Raw genomic sequence first — 15,254 nt, 5'->3', positions numbered from 1 at the left:
CTAATCCTTCATTTCTTTTTTGATTTTACACTTTAAACATTCTAAGAATGTACCTTTTTTAAGCTCTTTTATCACTAAAGTTTCGCCACACTCTTCGCATTTTTCTTCACTTGGTTTGTATTTGCTTATAAAATTGCATTTTGGATAAGCACTACAGCCATAAAATTTACCACGTTTTGAAAAGCGTTCTACAATTTCACCTTTTTGACAACTTGGACAAGTAATGCCTGTACCATTAGCTTTAGCTTTTGTGGCTGTATTTTCGCTTTCGTTTTTGCTTTCACTTTTTAAATTTCTTGAATACTTGCATTTTGGGAAATTTAAACACGCTACAAATTCTCCAAAACGCCCTTTTCTAATAGCAAGCTCTCCGCCACAATCAGGACAACTTTCGCCTAGTTTTGTGACAGTTTTTTGACTAGCTATTTTTGTTTTTCCTTCTTCGATTTTTCTCATAAAAGGATAGTAAAATTCTTTTAAAGTTTCTTGCCAATCTGCCTTATCTTCTGCGATTTCATCTAGCGTATTTTCAAGGTTTGAAGTAAATTTACTATCTACTATATCGCTAAAATTTTTCTCAAGCACTTCGGTTACATTAAAAGCAACATCGCTAGGAATGAGTTGTTTTTTATCTATTGTTACATAATCACGGCTTGTAAGTATAGAAATGGTTGGTGCATAAGTAGAAGGGCGACCTATGCCTAAACTTTCAAGTTTTTTTACAAGTCCTGCTTCTGAATACCTTGAAGGTGGTTCGGTAAAATGTGAGTTCATTTCTAAATTTTGCACTTTTAAATTTTGGCCTATTTTAAAATTTGGCAAAATTTTATCCTTATCCATATCACCATAAACTTTATAATATCCATCAAAAAGGATTTTTCTACCGCTTATTTTAAAAACTGCTCTATCATTTTTTACAAATACATTTTGAGTTTGAGAGATAGCAGGACTCATCTGACAAGCTAAAAAGCGATTGTAAATAAGTGTGTAAAGTTTTAACTCATCTTTGTCTAAAAATTTAGCCGAAATTTCTGGAGTAAAACTTAAATTTGTAGGGCGTATAGCTTCATGAGCTTCTTGAGCGCCTTTAGTCTTTGTAGTATATACATTTGCTTTGCTTGGAAGATAGTCTTTGCCAAAATTTGCTTGTATGAATTTTCTTGCATTTTCTACTGCTTCTTTGGCTAAATTTAAACTATCGGTTCTCATATAAGTAATAACCCCCATCACGCCTTCATGGGTATTTACTCCTTCATAGAGCTTTTGAGCTATCATCATGGTTTTTTTAGGGTTAAAACCAAGGCGATTGCTGGCACTTTGTTGTAAAGTTGAAGTCATAAAAGGAGGCGGCGGAGCGATTTTTCTTTCTTTGCTTTCAATGTCACTTATACTATAAACTTCATTTTTACAAGCTTCTAGTATAAGTTTAGCACGATCTTTGTTGGTAATGGTAAGTTTTTCTATCTTGGCTTTATCAAACTCAACTAGTTCTGCATCTAAATCTTTTTGAAAAATCATATCAATACTAAAGTATTCTAGGGGTACAAAGGCACGAATTTCTTTTTCACGATCGACTATGATCTTTAAAGCCGCACTTTGAACACGCCCAGCACTAAGTCCTCTTTGAATTTTTTGTCCTAATAAAGGGCTGAGCTTATACCCTACAATGCGATCTAAAAGGCGTCTGGTTTGCTGAGCATTTACAGAATGCATGTTTAATTTTCTTGGATTTTTTAAAGCATTTTCTATAGCGCTTTTAGTGATTTCATGAAAAACAATGCGTGGTAAGGTGTTTTCATCTTTTCCTATAGCTTTTGCAATATGATAGGCTATAGCCTCTCCTTCTCTATCTTCATCCGTTGCAAGATAGACTTCTTTGGCATCTTTGGCTTTGCTTCTAAGTTCTTTAACTAAGGCGCTATGATCACTTGTGATTCTATACTCAGGGATAAATTCATCATCTTCTATTTTAATCCCAAAGCTTGATTTAGGCAAATCTCTAATATGTCCTTTAGAAGCGATAACTTCATAATCTTTTCCCAAAAAATTTCCTATGGTTTTAGCTTTTGCAGGAGATTCTACTATGATTAAATTTTTCTTCATTTTGCACCCTTGTTAAATAAAAAGCTGAATTTAGCTAAAAATATTTAAAATTCTACTTATAAAATATATTTTAATCAAGCTAAAATATTTTAAAAACAAAACTATCATAACAAAATAAATAAAATATAATTTTAAGTAATTTTAAATACAAACCATAATTTTTGGAGTATAATAAAATAAAAAAGGTAAAAATTATGAATGACAAAACTTATAAATTTCATCCAAATGACACAAAAATGGATAAAAAAATAATTCAAATTACTGAAAAGTCCGGATTTAAAGCAGCTGTGTTTTCTATGGCTGCTATGACTATGCTAGGAAGCGTGGTCATTTCATCTGCTCTGCCTGCTATCAACAGACATTTTGAAGAACTTTTAACCCAAAGTGGCGCTACTCTTGCTTCAAGTTTCACATTAGCTCATCTTGATATACTTGTTCGCTTAGTTTTAACCATCCCTGCTATTTTTGTTGTCATTTTATCTCCATTTGCTGGTATTTTAATGGATAAATTTGGCAAATTAAAATTTATTCTTCCAGCTATGGTGGTTTGGACTATTTCTGGGATAAGTGGCTTTTTCTTAAATGATATTTATACTATACTGACTTCAAGAGCTATTTTTGGTATGGCAACTGCTTTTATAATGACAGGCGCTTCGGCTTTGCTTGGGGATTATTATAGTCGTGGTGGCTTTAATCGCAGAGAAAATGCTTTAAGTCTTCAAGGATTTTTTTGTGCAGTAGGGGGTGCTGTTTTTATTTCTATTGCGGGATTTGTTTCAAATTATTCTTGGCGTTATCCTTTTTTGGTATATGGACTTGGAATTTTAATTACCTTAATGGCTATCATTTATCTTTTTGAACCTAGAAAATTTAAATTCTATAATCATACAAAAATAGAAACAAAAACAAATTATTGGCAATTTTTCCCTATCTATTTTATAGGTTTTTTTATCATGGTAGTTTATTATATTTCGCCAACTCAACTTCCTTACTATATAGAAGAACATTTGGGATTGGATCCTAAATATATAGGTATTTCGATGTCTGTATCTGCGCTATGTTATGGTTTTTTCTCTCTAAGCTATAGATATATTATAAAATTCTTAAGTATTAAAACTATCTATGTTTTAACTCTTTTTATCGTATCTTGTTCTTTTTTACTGCTTTTTTTAGTAGATAGCTTTTTCACAGTTTTAATCGCCTTAGCTTTGCTTGGAATGGGTGGAGGTATTATGCTTGTAAATAATACGGCTTATCTTTTTTTAATCTGTCCTGAAAATGCTCGCTCTAGGGCTTATGGAATTTTAGCAAGTTGTATATTTTTAGGACAATTTTTAAGTCCTATTATCTCTCAACCTATCGTTAGACAAATGGGTCTTGTAGATGCTTTTTTAATATGGTCAATAGTAATTTTTATAGTGTGCATTGTGTTTTTATTTTTAAAGCAAAAACCTAGAATAAATTAGCAAGAAAAATCTTGCTAATTTTATTTATTACAAACCTACCGCACTTAAAGTTTGGTATTTACTCATATAAATTTGAGCTTCAATTTTTCTCATCGTATCAAGTGCTACTTGAACTACAATAAGTACAGAAGTGCCGCCAAAATGAAAAGGCACACCCATAAATTTCACCAAAACCCAAGGTAAGGTTGCAACAAGCCCTAAATAAATAGAACCTGATAAAGTTAAACGAGAAGCTACTTCGTTAAGATAACTTGAAGTTCCTTCACCTGGACGAATTCCAGGGATAAAACCGCCTTGTTTTTTCAAATTTTCTGCTATGTCTTTAGCGTTAAATACAATAGAAGCATAAAAATAAGCAAAGAAAATTACAAACAAGAAAGTTAGAACATGAAACAAATAACCATTTGGATTTAAAAAGTCATTAATGGCTTGTAGATAAGGATTTGTACTAGTTTGTAAAATTGTTGTTGGAAACATCAAAATCGCACTAGCAAAAATCGGTGGAATAACCCCACTAAGATTGAGTTTAATAGGAATATAATTCATAATGCGTTTATTTTGATTTTGCATTACAACTTTACGAGAATAAGAAATAGGAATTCTTCTTTCTCCAAGTTCTATATAAATAATCACCCCTATGGTGATTAAAATCAAAGCAAAAATTGCAAAAGCGGTTAAGAAATTCATCTCGCCTGAATTAATTTGTCCTACAGTTCCTGAAATCGCTCTTGGGATACCTGAAACAATACCTGCAAAAATGATTAAAGAAATACCATTTCCTATACCTCTTTGTGTGATTTGTTCGCCAAGCCACATTAAAAGCATAGTTCCTGCAAGCATAGAAATAGCACAAAGTGCGATAAACATATTTAAATCTTCTACCATTATGGCCCCTGCACCACCACGACCATGTAAGCTTTGCAAACCTATAGCAACGCCTATACTTTGAACTAAAGTAATCACAATAGTCGCATAACGGATAATTTGCATATATTTTTGCATACTATCACGCTCTTTTTTCATTTTACCAATATTTGGAAAAGTTGCTGCAAGAAGCTCCATAATAATAGAAGCAGTAATATAAGGCATAATACCTAAAGAAATGATAGAAAAGCGTTCAGCCGCTCCACCACTAAAAACATTAAATAAACCCAAAGCATTGTTTTGATTGTTATTAAAAAATTCCGCAATCACATCAGCATTGACGCCAGGAACTGGTACATAAGCCAGAACCCTATAAGCAAATAAAAATGCTAAGGTGATTAAAATCTTATTCGTCAATGCTCTATTCATTATTTTGATCCGGTGACGCTAATATTCTCGTCTTTGATTTTTGATACTAAGTCTTTTGCACTTGCACCAATTAATTTAATTTTATTCACAGATTTTGAAATTTTGTGAACACTTTTAATACTCTCAAATGTAATTTCACTAAGCTTTTTTACAGCTGTGATTTTTTCAACATTGATCACATAAGGTTTTTGAATTTTAGAAGTAAAACCTACTTTTGGTAGTCTTCTTTGAAGTGGTTGTTGACCCCCTTCAAAACCTCTTTTTTCATTATAACCTTTTCTAGCAGTTTGACCTTTACCCCCTTTAGTAGCAGTCTTACCCATGCCAGAACCTTGACCACGGCCAATTCTTTTAGTTTTATGCGTTGAACCCGCTGCTTTTGTTAAATTCATCTTCTTATCCTTTTAACATTGTTAAAGCTTTGATTGTAGCACGAACCACATTAGCTGAATTATTTGAACCCAAAGACTTGGTTAAGATGTCTTTAATACCTGCAAGTTCCACGATAGGGCGTGTAGAACCACCTGCGATAACTCCCGTACCTTCGCTAGCTGGTTTAAGTAAAATTCTACTTGCGTTGTATTTCACCTCTACATCGTGAGCGATAGTTGAGCCTTTAGTTTTAACTTCAACAATATTTTTAAACGCATCATCAACAGCTTTACGGATAGCATCTGGAACTTCCTTAGCCTTACCATAACCAACACCTACTAAACCTTTGCGGTTTCCAACGATAACTAAAGCAGTAAATCTAAATCTTCTACCACCTTTAACAACCTTAGTAACTCTGCCGATATCGACGATTACTTCTTCAAATTCTTCTCTATTATATTTTTCCATCGATTTATACCCCTTATAGCCTAATGCCATTTTCTCTTAAAGATTCAGCTAAAACTGCAATAACACCATGATATACATAACCATTTCTATCAAAAACAGCTTGTTCTATCTTTTTAGCTTTTAAAGTTTTAGCAAATTCAGCAGCGATTTTTTTAGCACCTTCTTTATTTGCTTTAACGCCAAGTTTGCGTCCATCAACTGCTGCTAAAGTTACAGCTTTTATATCATCAATCGCTTGGATATATAGAGTTCTGTTTGATTTAAATACAGAAATTCTTGGAAAATTTTCACAACCTGAAATTTTCGCTCTAATTCTCTTTTTTCTTTTGATTCTTAAAGTTAGTTTTCTTTTTAATACATTTGCTCTCATATTCTACCCTTACTTCTTAGATGTCTTACCAGCTTTGCGGATAATGCGTTCATCAGAATACTTAACGCCTTTTCCTTTATATGGCTCTGGTGGTCTAAATTCACGAATTTGAGCAGCAACTTGACCTACAACTTGTTTATCACTTCCTTTAACCGCAATAGTATTTTTATCCACTACAATTTCAATTCCTTCTGGAATATCATAATTAATAGGATGAGAAAAACCAAGACTTAGTTCTAAAACTTTACCTTTTAAGGCTGCTTTATAACCAACTCCGTTGATTTCAAGAGTTTTTGAAAAACCTTGAGTTAAACCTACAACGATATTGTAAGCTAAAGCTCTATAAGTTCCCCAATAAGCTCTACTTTGTCTGTCTTCACCTTTTGGAGAAAAAAGAATATTATTATCTTTAATCTCAACATTTACATTTGCTTTAGTATCAAGTTCTTTTGCCAAATTTCCTTTTTTAAATTTAAGCAAATTTCCTTCTAATTTTACTTCTACTCCTGCTGGAATAGCAATCGGTTGTTTACCTATACGAGACATATTTTTCCTTTTTACTTGTCTAGGATATTTCTACTTTTTTAAAAGAATGGATACCCAATGCCATAAAAAGCAGATTTTTTACCAAATGGTACATAAAATTTCGCCGCCAACACCTGCTTTATAAGCTTCATCATTAGCTAAAACGCCATGACTTGTGCTAACTACGATAGTACCATAACCATTTTTAAAACGCTTGATTTCATCTTTACCTTTATAAACACGACGACCAGGCTTAGAAATTCTTTTAAGCTCATTGATAACACTCTTACCTTTTTCATCGTATTTTAAAACTACATTGATAAATTTCTTTTTATCTTCTTCAATAACATTAAAACTCTCAATATAGCCCTTAGCTTGAAAAATTCCAACTAAAGCTTCTACAACTTTAGAATGTAAAAGCTTGGTTGTTTCAAGCTTTCTCATTCCTGCATTTCTGATACGAGTGAGTGAATCTGAAATAATATCATTTATCATATTTTATCCTTACCAACTTGCTTTCTTAAGACCTGGAATCAAACCTTCATTGCCCATTTTTCTTAAGCAAACTCTGCAAATTCCAAAATCTCTATAAACCGAATGCGGACGCCCACAAATTTGGCATCTTGTATAACCTCTAACCTTAAATTTAGGCTTGCGTGCCGCTTTTGCAATCATTGATTTTTTAGCCATCTTACTTTCCTTTTGTAAATGGCACACCGATAAGTTCTAATAACTTTTGTGCCTGTTTGTCATTTTGTGCTGTTGTAACTATAGAAATGTTCATACCATGAGTTCTTAAAATTTTATCATACTCCACTTCTGGGAACATCAACTGCTCATCAAGACCGAAGTTATAGTTTCCGCGTCCATCAAAACCATCTCTACTTAAACCTCTAAAGTCTTTCACCCTTGGCAAAGCAATAGAAATTAATTTATCAAGAAAAGCATACATATTTTCTTTTCTTAAAGTTACCATTACACCTACAGGAAAACCTTCGCGAACTTTAAATCCTGCAACTGATTTTTTAGCTTTAGTAATCACAGCCTTTTGTCCTGCAATTAAAGAAATAGTATCTGCAACATTTTGCAATACTTTTTGATCTTTAGCCAACTCACCAGCACCTACGCTAATAACTACTTTTTCGATCACAGGGATAAGCATAGAATTTTTAATATCAAATTCTTTAACCAATGCAGGTTTAATGCTTTGATTATATTTTTCTTTTAATCTCATCATTGCTTACTCCTGAACTTTTGCCACATTGGAAATATCCATTGGCATTTCTTTATTGATAAAACCACCATTTGGGTTTTTCTCACTCGGCTTAATAGCTTTTTTAGCGATTTTACATCCTTCAACTACCACTTTAAGTGTTTTTGGATATACCGCTAAAACTTTACCTGTTTTACCTTTATCATCGCCTGTGATAACCTTAACGCTATCACCTTTTTTGATTTTTAATTTAACCGCCATTATAATACCTCCGGTGCTAGTGAAACGATTTTCATAAAGCCACCATATCTAACTTCTCTGCCCACTGGCCCAAAGATACGAGTTCCGATAGGCTCTCTTTTGTTATCAAGAATAACCGCAGCATTTTCATCAAAACGAATCAAAGAACCATTATCTCTATGAATTTCTTTTTTAGTTCTAACGATAACCGCTTTTACCACTTGACCTTTTTTAACTTTTCCATTTGGTAAAGCTTTTTTAACAGATGCAACGATTACATCACCTACGGTAGCGTATCTTCTTTTGCTACCCCCTAAAACCTTGATACACATTAATTCTTTTGCACCGCTATTATCAGCAACTGCAAGTCTTGTAAAACTTTGAATCATTACTCAACTCCTGTAGCTAATACAGATTTTAAGCGAAATGATTTTCTTTTTGAAAGTGGTCTGCATTCTACTGCAACAACAGTATCACCCACTTTAACTTCATTTCTCTCATCATGAATTAGATATTTTTTAAAGCGTTTAACAATTTTTCTATATCTTGGATGAACCACTTTTCTTTCAACCAAAACACTTGCGGTTTTTTCACCAGCGATTTTAACAACAACGCCTTGAATTTCTCTTTTAAATGCCATTTTCTATCCTTATCTTAAAGCGTTAATTGCTGTATTTATTCTAGCAATGTCTTTTTTTACTTGGCTAATCTCTTTTGGATTAGTAAGTTGCATTGTTTTTAGCTTTTGTTTTAAAGTGAATAAAAGCACCTTTTTTTCTTTTAGCATTGTTGCAAGCTCAGCTGCTGTTTTATCTTTAATCTCAGTATATTTCATTTTGGCTCTCTCTTGTAACAAACTTAGTTTTAAATGGAAGTTTATGCATAGCTAAAGTCAATGCTTCTCTTGCCATTTCTTCGCTTACTCCTGCCATTTCATAAATGATACGACCTGGCTTGATATTCATTACCCATTCCTCAACAGCACCTTTACCTTTACCCATACGAGTTTCTAAAGGTTTTTTTGTCAAAGGCTTATCTGGAAAAACTCTAATCCAAGTTTTTCCTTGTCTTTTAACAAAACGAGTTAAAGCGATACGCGCTGCTTCGATTTGGCGTGAGTTAATGCGTCCTGCTTCAGTTGCTTTTAATGCAAATTCACCAAAAGTAAATTCTGTTCCACGATTAGCATAACCTCTGTTACGCCCTTTCATCATTTTGCGATATTTAGTTCTTTTTGGCATTAACATGATTATTTACCCCTTCTTGTGCGTCTTGGCTTTTTAGCTGGAGCACTTTCTTCAGTTTTTTCAGGTTGCATACCTTTGTGCAATACTTCACCTTTAAAGATCCATACTTTAACTCCTATGTTTCCATAAGTAGTTCTAGCTTCTGCAAAACCATAATCGATTTTTGCTCTTAAAGTATGAAGTGGAACGCGTCCTTCAAGATACCATTCTGTTCTTGCCATTTCAGCACCGCCTAAACGACCGGAAACTGAAACTTTAATTCCTTTAGCACCTGCTTTTTGCGCACCTTGGATTACTTTTTTCATTGCTCTTCTAAAAGCAATTCTTTTTTCAAGTTGAGTTGCAACACTTTCAGCAGCAAGTTGAGCTGAAGCTCCTGCTTTTCTTTCTTCTTTGATATTGATATTTACATCTTTACCGATTAAATCTTGCAATTCTTTTCTTAAATTATCAACATCACTACCTTTTTTACCGATGATGATACCTGGTCTTGCAGCAATTACAGTAACGCGAAGTTTTTTAGCGGTTCTTTCTACTAAAATTTGGCTAATTCCTGCGTAATAAAGTTTTCTTTTTAAGAAAGCTCTGATTTTGTAATCTTCACCGATATTTTCTACTAAATTTGCTTTAGTTGGAAACCATCTTGATTCCCAGTTTCTATTGATTCCTAGTCTTAGACCAATTGGATTAACTTTTTGTCCCATTAGCTTTCCTTTTTCGCTGTTGCTTTTTTAGTGCTTGTTGTTTTTTTAGCTGGAGCTTTTGTTGTAGTAGTTTTTTTAGCTACTGGAGCTTTTTTAGCTACTGTTTTTTTCTCTTCAGATTTCACTTCCGCTTTTGCCACTTCTACTAAAATATGTGAAGTTGGTTTTCTAATACGACTTGCACTTCCTCTAGCTCTTGGTCTAAATCTTTTTAATACTGCAGCTGCGTCAACACGACAACTTTTTACAATCACTTCGTTTGCTTCAAAGCCACCATTTGCTACTGCGCTTGAAATTGCGTTTGCAATGTATTTTGCACCTTTATTTGGCATAAATTTTAAACTAGCCATAGCTAATTCTGCATTCATCCCCTGAACTTCTCTAGCAATCAATCTTGCTTTAGTTGGAGATAATCTTATGAATTTAATTAATGCTTTACTCATATCTTATCCCTTACTTACCAATTTTCTTTTGCACAGAGCCTTTATGCCCTTTAAATGTGCGTGTTGGAGCAAATTCACCAAGTTTATAACCGATGTGATTTTCAGTAATATAAACCGGAATGAAGCTTTTACCATTATGAACATTAAATGTAAGTCCTATCATATCAGGAGTAATTGTGCTTCTTCTTGACCAAGTTTTAATTGGTTTATTATCATTAGCCTTTTTAGCAGCGATGACTTTTTTCATTACATGATCATCAACAAAAGGACCTTTTTTTAGTGATCTAGCCATCTTACTTTCCTTTTCTTCTTGAAATTATTAGCTTATCGCTAGCCTTTTTACGACGAGTTTTCGCACCTTTGGTTGGTTTACCCCACGGAGTTACTGGATGACGGCCTGAATTTTTCTTACCTTCACCCCCACCGTGCGGGTGATCTACTGGGTTCATTGCAGAGCCACGAGTTTGTGGGCGGATACCTCTATGGCGATTTCTACCTGCTTTACCGATAGTTACATTAGCCCATTCTTCATTTCCAACTTCGCCGATACTTGCCATACATTCAGCTAAAACTTGTCTCATTTCGCCACTTGCAAGTCTTAAAATAACATATTTTTCTTCTTTACCCATAAGTTGTGCATAAGCACCTGCAGAACGGATCATTTGACCGCCTTTACCTGGTTTTAACTCAACATTATGAACAATAGTACCCACAGGAATGTTTTTAAGTTTCATTGCATTGCCTGGTTTAATATCAAGTCCGCTTTCAGCAGCTGAAACTATATCACCAACGCTTAATCCACGTGGTTGAAGAATATATCTTTTTTCCCCATCTTTATAAGCAATCAAAGCAATTCTACAATTTCTATATGGATCATACTCGATTGCTTCTACTTTGCCTTCTATACCGAATTTACGACGTTTAAAATCAATAATTCTGTAAAGTTTTTTAGCACCCGCTTCTTTATGACGACTTGTAATTCTTCCATAGCTGTTACGACCCGCGTGTGCTGGAAGTTTAACAAGTAGTGAGCGTACACTTGGTTTAGCTGTAATATCTTCAGAACTTAAACCTGTGATATATCTTCTACTTGGAGTATATGGTTTATAAGTTTTAATTGCCATCTTAAGCCTCCGTATTTTCTAAGCTAACACCTTCGGGTAGCTTAACATAGAATTTTTTGTAATCGTTTCTTTGACCTAAACGACCTCTAAAACGCTTAATTTTTCCATCCATTCTTAAGGAATTGATGCTTTTTGGAGTTACACCAAAATACTCTTTTAAAACCGCTTTTAAGCCTGTTTTAGTCATTTTTGGCGAAGTTTGAATAACTACGACACCTTGCTCTTGCAAATTCAAACTTTTTTCTGTGTAAAGTATAGTCTTTATATCAGTAATATCTGCCATAATTATCCCTCTTTTGTAATAGATTCTAACGCTGATTTTTCCATAATAACAGCATTAAATACAGATACTAAATAAGCATTTACTTCAGTTACATCAACTACATAGCAATTTGCTAAATTTCTGTAAGCTAAAAGTGTTTTTTCATCTAGTAAATCTTTAACGATTAAAGCATCTTTGACGCCAAGTTTTTTAATCACAGCGTTTGCATCTTTTGTTTTACCACTTTCAATAGCCAAAGAATCAGCAGTAAATAACACACCTTTAGCTGCTTTATCTGCTAAAGCTCTTTCAAGCGCCAATCTTTTTTGTTTTTTATTTACTTTTTGGAAGTAGTTTCTTTCATTTGTTGGACCAAAAGCAACCGCACCGCCTACCCAAACGTTAGTTCTTGTTGAACCCGCTCTAGCACCGCCACGACCTTTTTGTCTCCAAGGTTTTTTACCACCACCACTTACATCACTTCTACCTTTAGTATGAGCTGTATTTGCTCTTAAACTTGCAAGGTAAGATTTTACATACAAGTAAAGATTGTGTGGATTTACTTCCGCATATTTTGAAGGTAAATCAAGTTCACCTGCTTTTTCTAATTTATCATTTAAAACAACTACTTTACTCATTTTGCAATCCTTATTTTACCCATAGCACCATTATAACCTGGTACTGCACCTTTAACTACTAAAATTTTATTTTCAGCATCATAAGATACAACTTCGTTTTTAACGGTCACTTTAGTATTTCCATAGTGTCCTGCCATTTTCATACCTGGTTGAACACGACCTGGCCATTCTCTATTACCAATAGATCCATGGCGTCTGTGAAATCTAGAACCGTGACTTGCTGGACCCCCTGCAAAGTTATGTCTCTTCATAACACCGCTATAACCTCTACCTTTAGTGTTAAAGCTTACTTTTAAAATTTTTGCTTCATTTAATGGAGTTTCATCTAAATCTCCTGCTTCAGTATTTGCTACTTCTAAAGTCGCAAATCTATTGTATTCTGCAGAAAGATTGTATTTTTTTTGTTGTCCTGCGACACATTTATTACTTGCTTTACCTTTTGGATATGCTACTAAAGCCTTTCCGCCTTCAACTTCACATACTTTTGCATTTACAACTCTTAGTAAAGTTACAGCGATACTTGGATTAGTAATTGTTCTGCTCATTCCAATTTTTTCTACAATATATTCCATATCTTATCCTTACTTACCCATAGCTCTTACTTCAACGCTTACTTCTGGCGCTAAATCAAGCTTAGTTAAAGAATCAACTGTATCTGGAGTCGCTGCTACTATATCTAGCATACGCGCGTGAATTCTTATTTCAAACTGCTCACGAGAATCTTTGTTAATGTGTGGAGATTTTAAAACTGTATAGCGTTTGATTTTGGTAGGCATTGGTATCGGACCTCTAATATCCGCACCTGTTCTTTTAACAGCTTCTACGATTGCTGCAACTGTTCTGTCTAGTACTCGATGGTCATAAGCTTTTAGCTTAAGCCTAATTCTTTCCATAATATTTCCTTTAAAAAGAACTCGTTAGTTAAAAACTAACCAATTTATAAAAATTGAAATGAGAGTATATAAAATCTTGTTTTTAAAGTCAAGAAATTCAATGAAAATTTTATATTATTTTCCTTTTTAAAAGGACGAAATTGAAATATTTTATTTTTTGGTGAAAATTTTAACAATCAATGAATTATATTTATTTTAAGGAATAAAATATATAATTATCCAAAAAAAATTAAATTATCAAAACATAACGTCAAAATGTTTTGTAAAATAATTTTTTTATATTTACTTAAGGAAAAAGCATAAAATTCATCTTTTACATTTTAACGTTTTGCACTTTTGCCTTTGGCGTAAACCTTGAAAATTCACTAACCTGCATCAATAAAGGATTAAATTCTCTTAAAGATCCTTATAGTAGAGATAAAGAACTTATTTTTATGCCTATTTATGCCTATTTATGATATTTTGCAATTTTATGGAATACGTGGTGCTAGAGTAGGTGCTGCAGATTATCAATGTAACATTAAAGACAAAAAGATAGTTTGCGATATTAAAAATTTTTTTGTAGGCGACGAAATTTTTATTCTTGCTTATACTGAAAATCTTAGAATTATTTATAGTGATTTCAAAGAAGATTTTGGAAAAATAAATGTCTATGCAAAAGATATTCAAATTGGCAACATTTTAAAAAGCACTCTTAACAAACATCAAAAAAATAATAATTTTATTAAACTTGCTTTACAAAAATATTCTTTAAATTATGAAGGAAAAATACAAGGAGCTAAATTCAACTCACAACTTAATATCGTAAGCAAAGATTTAGAATTCAATGCAAATTTAAACAATATTTCACAAAAAGAATTTGAAAATGTTTTTAAGTATGTCAAAGAATGTGGTTGTGGCATTTTTATCTCAAGTACTTTTGAAATTTTGAAAAAATATAAAAAAGAATTACATTGTAAAAGTCAAATTTGCAGAGAAAATAGAAAAAGATTTTTATTTTATGTAAAAAATAATTTAAGTTAAATTTGTCCATCTTCACATAAATTACAAAAATTTTAAAATAATTTAAAGTCTTTTACTTTAATCTCCCTTCAAATTAAAATAACCTATAAAAAATTAATAATATATATTATTCATTTTCAAAAAATCTCTTAGTTTTTCATATTCTCCATTTTCTAAATAGCGATGTTTTCCAGCCTTTAACATGCCAAGATCTAAAGCTCCAAATGCCACTCTTTTAAGATCCATCACTTCTAAATCAAAATGCCCAAAAAAACGTCTTAGCTCTCTATTTTTACCTTCATTAATGATTACTTTTAGCTTCGTATAGCCACCACTTGAGCCAAAAATTTCAAAGTCTATAAAAGGAGCAAAACTCATAGAGGTAATTTTAGTTTTTGAGTGAGCTCCTTTTTTTTCATTTTGAATTTCTAGGCCATTTTGCATTGCTTCAATGGTTTGTTTATTTATTACGCCTTTAACTTTAAGATAATATTCTCTTTCTAAATCACTATGCATTAAAGCATCAGCAATCACAGGAGAATCTGTAAGCAAAAGCAAGCCCTCGCTTGCATAATCCAGCCTACCTACGCTAAGCCAAGTACTAAATTGTCTTGGCAAGGTATCGTATATAGTTTTTCTTCCACGATCATCTTTTTTACTGACAATTTCACCTTTTTGTTTATGGTAGATTATCACGCTAAATTGCGTTCTTTTTTGCACTCTTTTGCCCTTAACAAAGACTTTATCATCAAATTTAACTTCATCGCTTAAAAGGGCAATTTTATTGTTTATTTTTACTAAGTCTTGTTTGATAAGTTCATCAGCTTCACGGCGTGAATAACGAGTGTTATGGGATATAAATTTATTAATTCTCATTTGATCTTCCTTAAA

The 15,254-nt window shown here is 32.8% G+C and carries 25 protein-coding genes; 2 read left to right on the top strand and 23 right to left on the bottom strand.

The annotated features are described in order from the left end of the window. Entirely contained in the window at positions 1-2,103 is a 2,103-nt protein-coding gene (topA, locus tag BGS40_RS08320) for a type I DNA topoisomerase (RefSeq protein ID WP_096738612.1), read from the bottom strand. Positions 2,104-2,297: 194 nt separating this feature from the next. Here topA and BGS40_RS08315 point away from each other — a divergent pair, with 194 nt between their 5' ends. Next, positions 2,298-3,569: an MFS transporter gene (locus BGS40_RS08315; RefSeq protein WP_096738611.1), complete on the top strand. Its 1,272-nt coding sequence runs from the start codon at positions 2,298-2,300 to the stop codon at positions 3,567-3,569. Positions 3,570-3,596: 27 nt separating this feature from the next. On the opposite strand, the gene secY is transcribed toward BGS40_RS08315, so the two are convergent. From secY to rpsJ, 21 genes are all read right to left on the bottom strand, one after another. Next, positions 3,597-4,862 carry a preprotein translocase subunit SecY gene (gene secY, locus BGS40_RS08310; RefSeq protein WP_002864789.1) on the bottom strand — a complete coding sequence of 422 codons (1,266 nt, stop codon included), beginning with the start codon at positions 4,860-4,862 and terminating at the stop codon, positions 3,597-3,599. Further along, on the bottom strand, positions 4,862-5,254 hold the full coding sequence (rplO, locus tag BGS40_RS08305) for a 50S ribosomal protein L15 (RefSeq protein ID WP_096738610.1): 393 nt from the start codon (positions 5,252-5,254) through the stop codon (positions 4,862-4,864). Before rplO ends, secY begins: the two co-directional genes overlap by 1 nt. Positions 5,255-5,258: 4 nt before the next feature. Next, positions 5,259-5,702 carry a 30S ribosomal protein S5 gene (gene rpsE, locus BGS40_RS08300; RefSeq protein WP_002779428.1) on the bottom strand — a complete coding sequence of 148 codons (444 nt, stop codon included), beginning with the start codon at positions 5,700-5,702 and terminating at the stop codon, positions 5,259-5,261. 13 nt (positions 5,703-5,715) lie between these two features. After that, positions 5,716-6,072 (bottom strand): 50S ribosomal protein L18, encoded by a 357-nt coding sequence (rplR, locus tag BGS40_RS08295; protein WP_052801219.1) that lies wholly within the window; start codon positions 6,070-6,072, stop codon positions 5,716-5,718. A gap of 9 nt (positions 6,073-6,081) precedes the next feature. Beyond that, complete coding sequence (rplF, locus tag BGS40_RS08290; protein ID WP_002851302.1) at positions 6,082-6,618, bottom strand: 50S ribosomal protein L6; 537 nt, start codon at positions 6,616-6,618, stop codon at positions 6,082-6,084. 78 nt (positions 6,619-6,696) lie between these two features. Beyond that, complete coding sequence (rpsH, locus tag BGS40_RS08285; RefSeq protein WP_002851353.1) at positions 6,697-7,092, bottom strand: 30S ribosomal protein S8; 396 nt, start codon at positions 7,090-7,092, stop codon at positions 6,697-6,699. 9 nt (positions 7,093-7,101) lie between these two features. After that, entirely contained in the window at positions 7,102-7,287 is a 186-nt protein-coding gene (locus BGS40_RS08280; RefSeq protein ID WP_002779433.1) for a type Z 30S ribosomal protein S14, read from the bottom strand. A gap of 1 nt (position 7,288) precedes the next feature. Beyond that, positions 7,289-7,834 (bottom strand): 50S ribosomal protein L5, encoded by a 546-nt coding sequence (gene rplE / locus BGS40_RS08275; RefSeq protein ID WP_087695623.1) that lies wholly within the window; start codon positions 7,832-7,834, stop codon positions 7,289-7,291. 3 nt (positions 7,835-7,837) lie between these two features. Further along, positions 7,838-8,071: a 50S ribosomal protein L24 gene (gene rplX, locus BGS40_RS08270; RefSeq protein ID WP_002779437.1), complete on the bottom strand. Its 234-nt coding sequence runs from the start codon at positions 8,069-8,071 to the stop codon at positions 7,838-7,840. Beyond that, complete coding sequence (gene rplN / locus BGS40_RS08265) at positions 8,071-8,439, bottom strand: 50S ribosomal protein L14 (protein ID WP_002779438.1); 369 nt, start codon at positions 8,437-8,439, stop codon at positions 8,071-8,073. Before rplN ends, rplX begins: the two co-directional genes overlap by 1 nt. Continuing rightward, positions 8,439-8,690, bottom strand: a complete 252-nt coding sequence (gene rpsQ / locus BGS40_RS08260) for a 30S ribosomal protein S17 (protein ID WP_002851549.1) — start codon at positions 8,688-8,690, stop codon at positions 8,439-8,441. Before rpsQ ends, rplN begins: the two co-directional genes overlap by 1 nt. 9 nt (positions 8,691-8,699) lie before the next feature. Next, positions 8,700-8,885, bottom strand: a complete 186-nt coding sequence (gene rpmC, locus BGS40_RS08255; protein WP_002851566.1) for a 50S ribosomal protein L29 — start codon at positions 8,883-8,885, stop codon at positions 8,700-8,702. Beyond that, positions 8,872-9,297 (bottom strand): 50S ribosomal protein L16, encoded by a 426-nt coding sequence (gene rplP, locus BGS40_RS08250; RefSeq protein ID WP_002779441.1) that lies wholly within the window; start codon positions 9,295-9,297, stop codon positions 8,872-8,874. The genes rpmC and rplP overlap by 14 nt, the downstream gene beginning before the upstream one ends. A 2-nt stretch (positions 9,298-9,299) precedes the next feature. After that, the gene (gene rpsC / locus BGS40_RS08245) at positions 9,300-10,001 is read right to left on the bottom strand and encodes a 30S ribosomal protein S3 (RefSeq protein WP_038813760.1); all 702 of its coding nucleotides are present in this window, start codon (positions 9,999-10,001) and stop codon (positions 9,300-9,302) included. After that, positions 10,001-10,444 (bottom strand): 50S ribosomal protein L22, encoded by a 444-nt coding sequence (gene rplV / locus BGS40_RS08240; protein ID WP_052794019.1) that lies wholly within the window; start codon positions 10,442-10,444, stop codon positions 10,001-10,003. Before rplV ends, rpsC begins: the two co-directional genes overlap by 1 nt. A gap of 10 nt (positions 10,445-10,454) precedes the next feature. Next, complete coding sequence (gene rpsS / locus BGS40_RS08235) at positions 10,455-10,736, bottom strand: 30S ribosomal protein S19 (RefSeq protein ID WP_002851509.1); 282 nt, start codon at positions 10,734-10,736, stop codon at positions 10,455-10,457. Between the two features lies 1 nt (position 10,737). Continuing rightward, a complete protein-coding gene (rplB, locus tag BGS40_RS08230; protein ID WP_002860131.1) occupies positions 10,738-11,568 on the bottom strand; it encodes a 50S ribosomal protein L2 in 831 nt (276 codons plus the stop codon). A gap of 1 nt (position 11,569) precedes the next feature. Beyond that, a complete protein-coding gene (locus tag BGS40_RS08225) occupies positions 11,570-11,851 on the bottom strand; it encodes a 50S ribosomal protein L23 (protein ID WP_052802682.1) in 282 nt (93 codons plus the stop codon). Positions 11,852-11,853: 2 nt separating this feature from the next. Continuing rightward, positions 11,854-12,468: a 50S ribosomal protein L4 gene (gene rplD / locus BGS40_RS08220; RefSeq protein ID WP_002783544.1), complete on the bottom strand. Its 615-nt coding sequence runs from the start codon at positions 12,466-12,468 to the stop codon at positions 11,854-11,856. Continuing rightward, a complete protein-coding gene (gene rplC, locus BGS40_RS08215; protein WP_002779987.1) occupies positions 12,465-13,040 on the bottom strand; it encodes a 50S ribosomal protein L3 in 576 nt (191 codons plus the stop codon). The genes rplD and rplC overlap by 4 nt, the downstream gene beginning before the upstream one ends. Before the next feature lie 9 nt (positions 13,041-13,049). Continuing rightward, positions 13,050-13,361, bottom strand: a complete 312-nt coding sequence (gene rpsJ, locus BGS40_RS08210) for a 30S ribosomal protein S10 (RefSeq protein WP_002779353.1) — start codon at positions 13,359-13,361, stop codon at positions 13,050-13,052. Between the two features lie 444 nt (positions 13,362-13,805). Between rpsJ and BGS40_RS08205 the strand changes: the two genes are divergently transcribed. Beyond that, positions 13,806-14,384, top strand: coding sequence for a hypothetical protein (locus BGS40_RS08205; protein ID WP_096738609.1), 579 nt, complete (start codon positions 13,806-13,808; stop codon positions 14,382-14,384). A 93-nt stretch (positions 14,385-14,477) separates the two neighbouring features. Here BGS40_RS08205 and BGS40_RS08200 read toward each other — a convergent pair whose 3' ends face one another. Continuing rightward, positions 14,478-15,239, bottom strand: coding sequence for a pseudouridine synthase (locus BGS40_RS08200; protein ID WP_096738608.1), 762 nt, complete (start codon positions 15,237-15,239; stop codon positions 14,478-14,480). Positions 15,240-15,254: the final 15 nt, after the last annotated feature.

Source organism: Campylobacter sp. 107 (genome assembly GCF_002383835.1).
In the GTDB taxonomy this organism is placed as follows: Bacteria; Campylobacterota; Campylobacteria; order Campylobacterales; family Campylobacteraceae; genus Campylobacter_D; species Campylobacter_D jejuni.
Note: the sequence above shows the minus strand (reverse complement) of the source record. Positions and strands in the feature narration are given on the sequence as shown.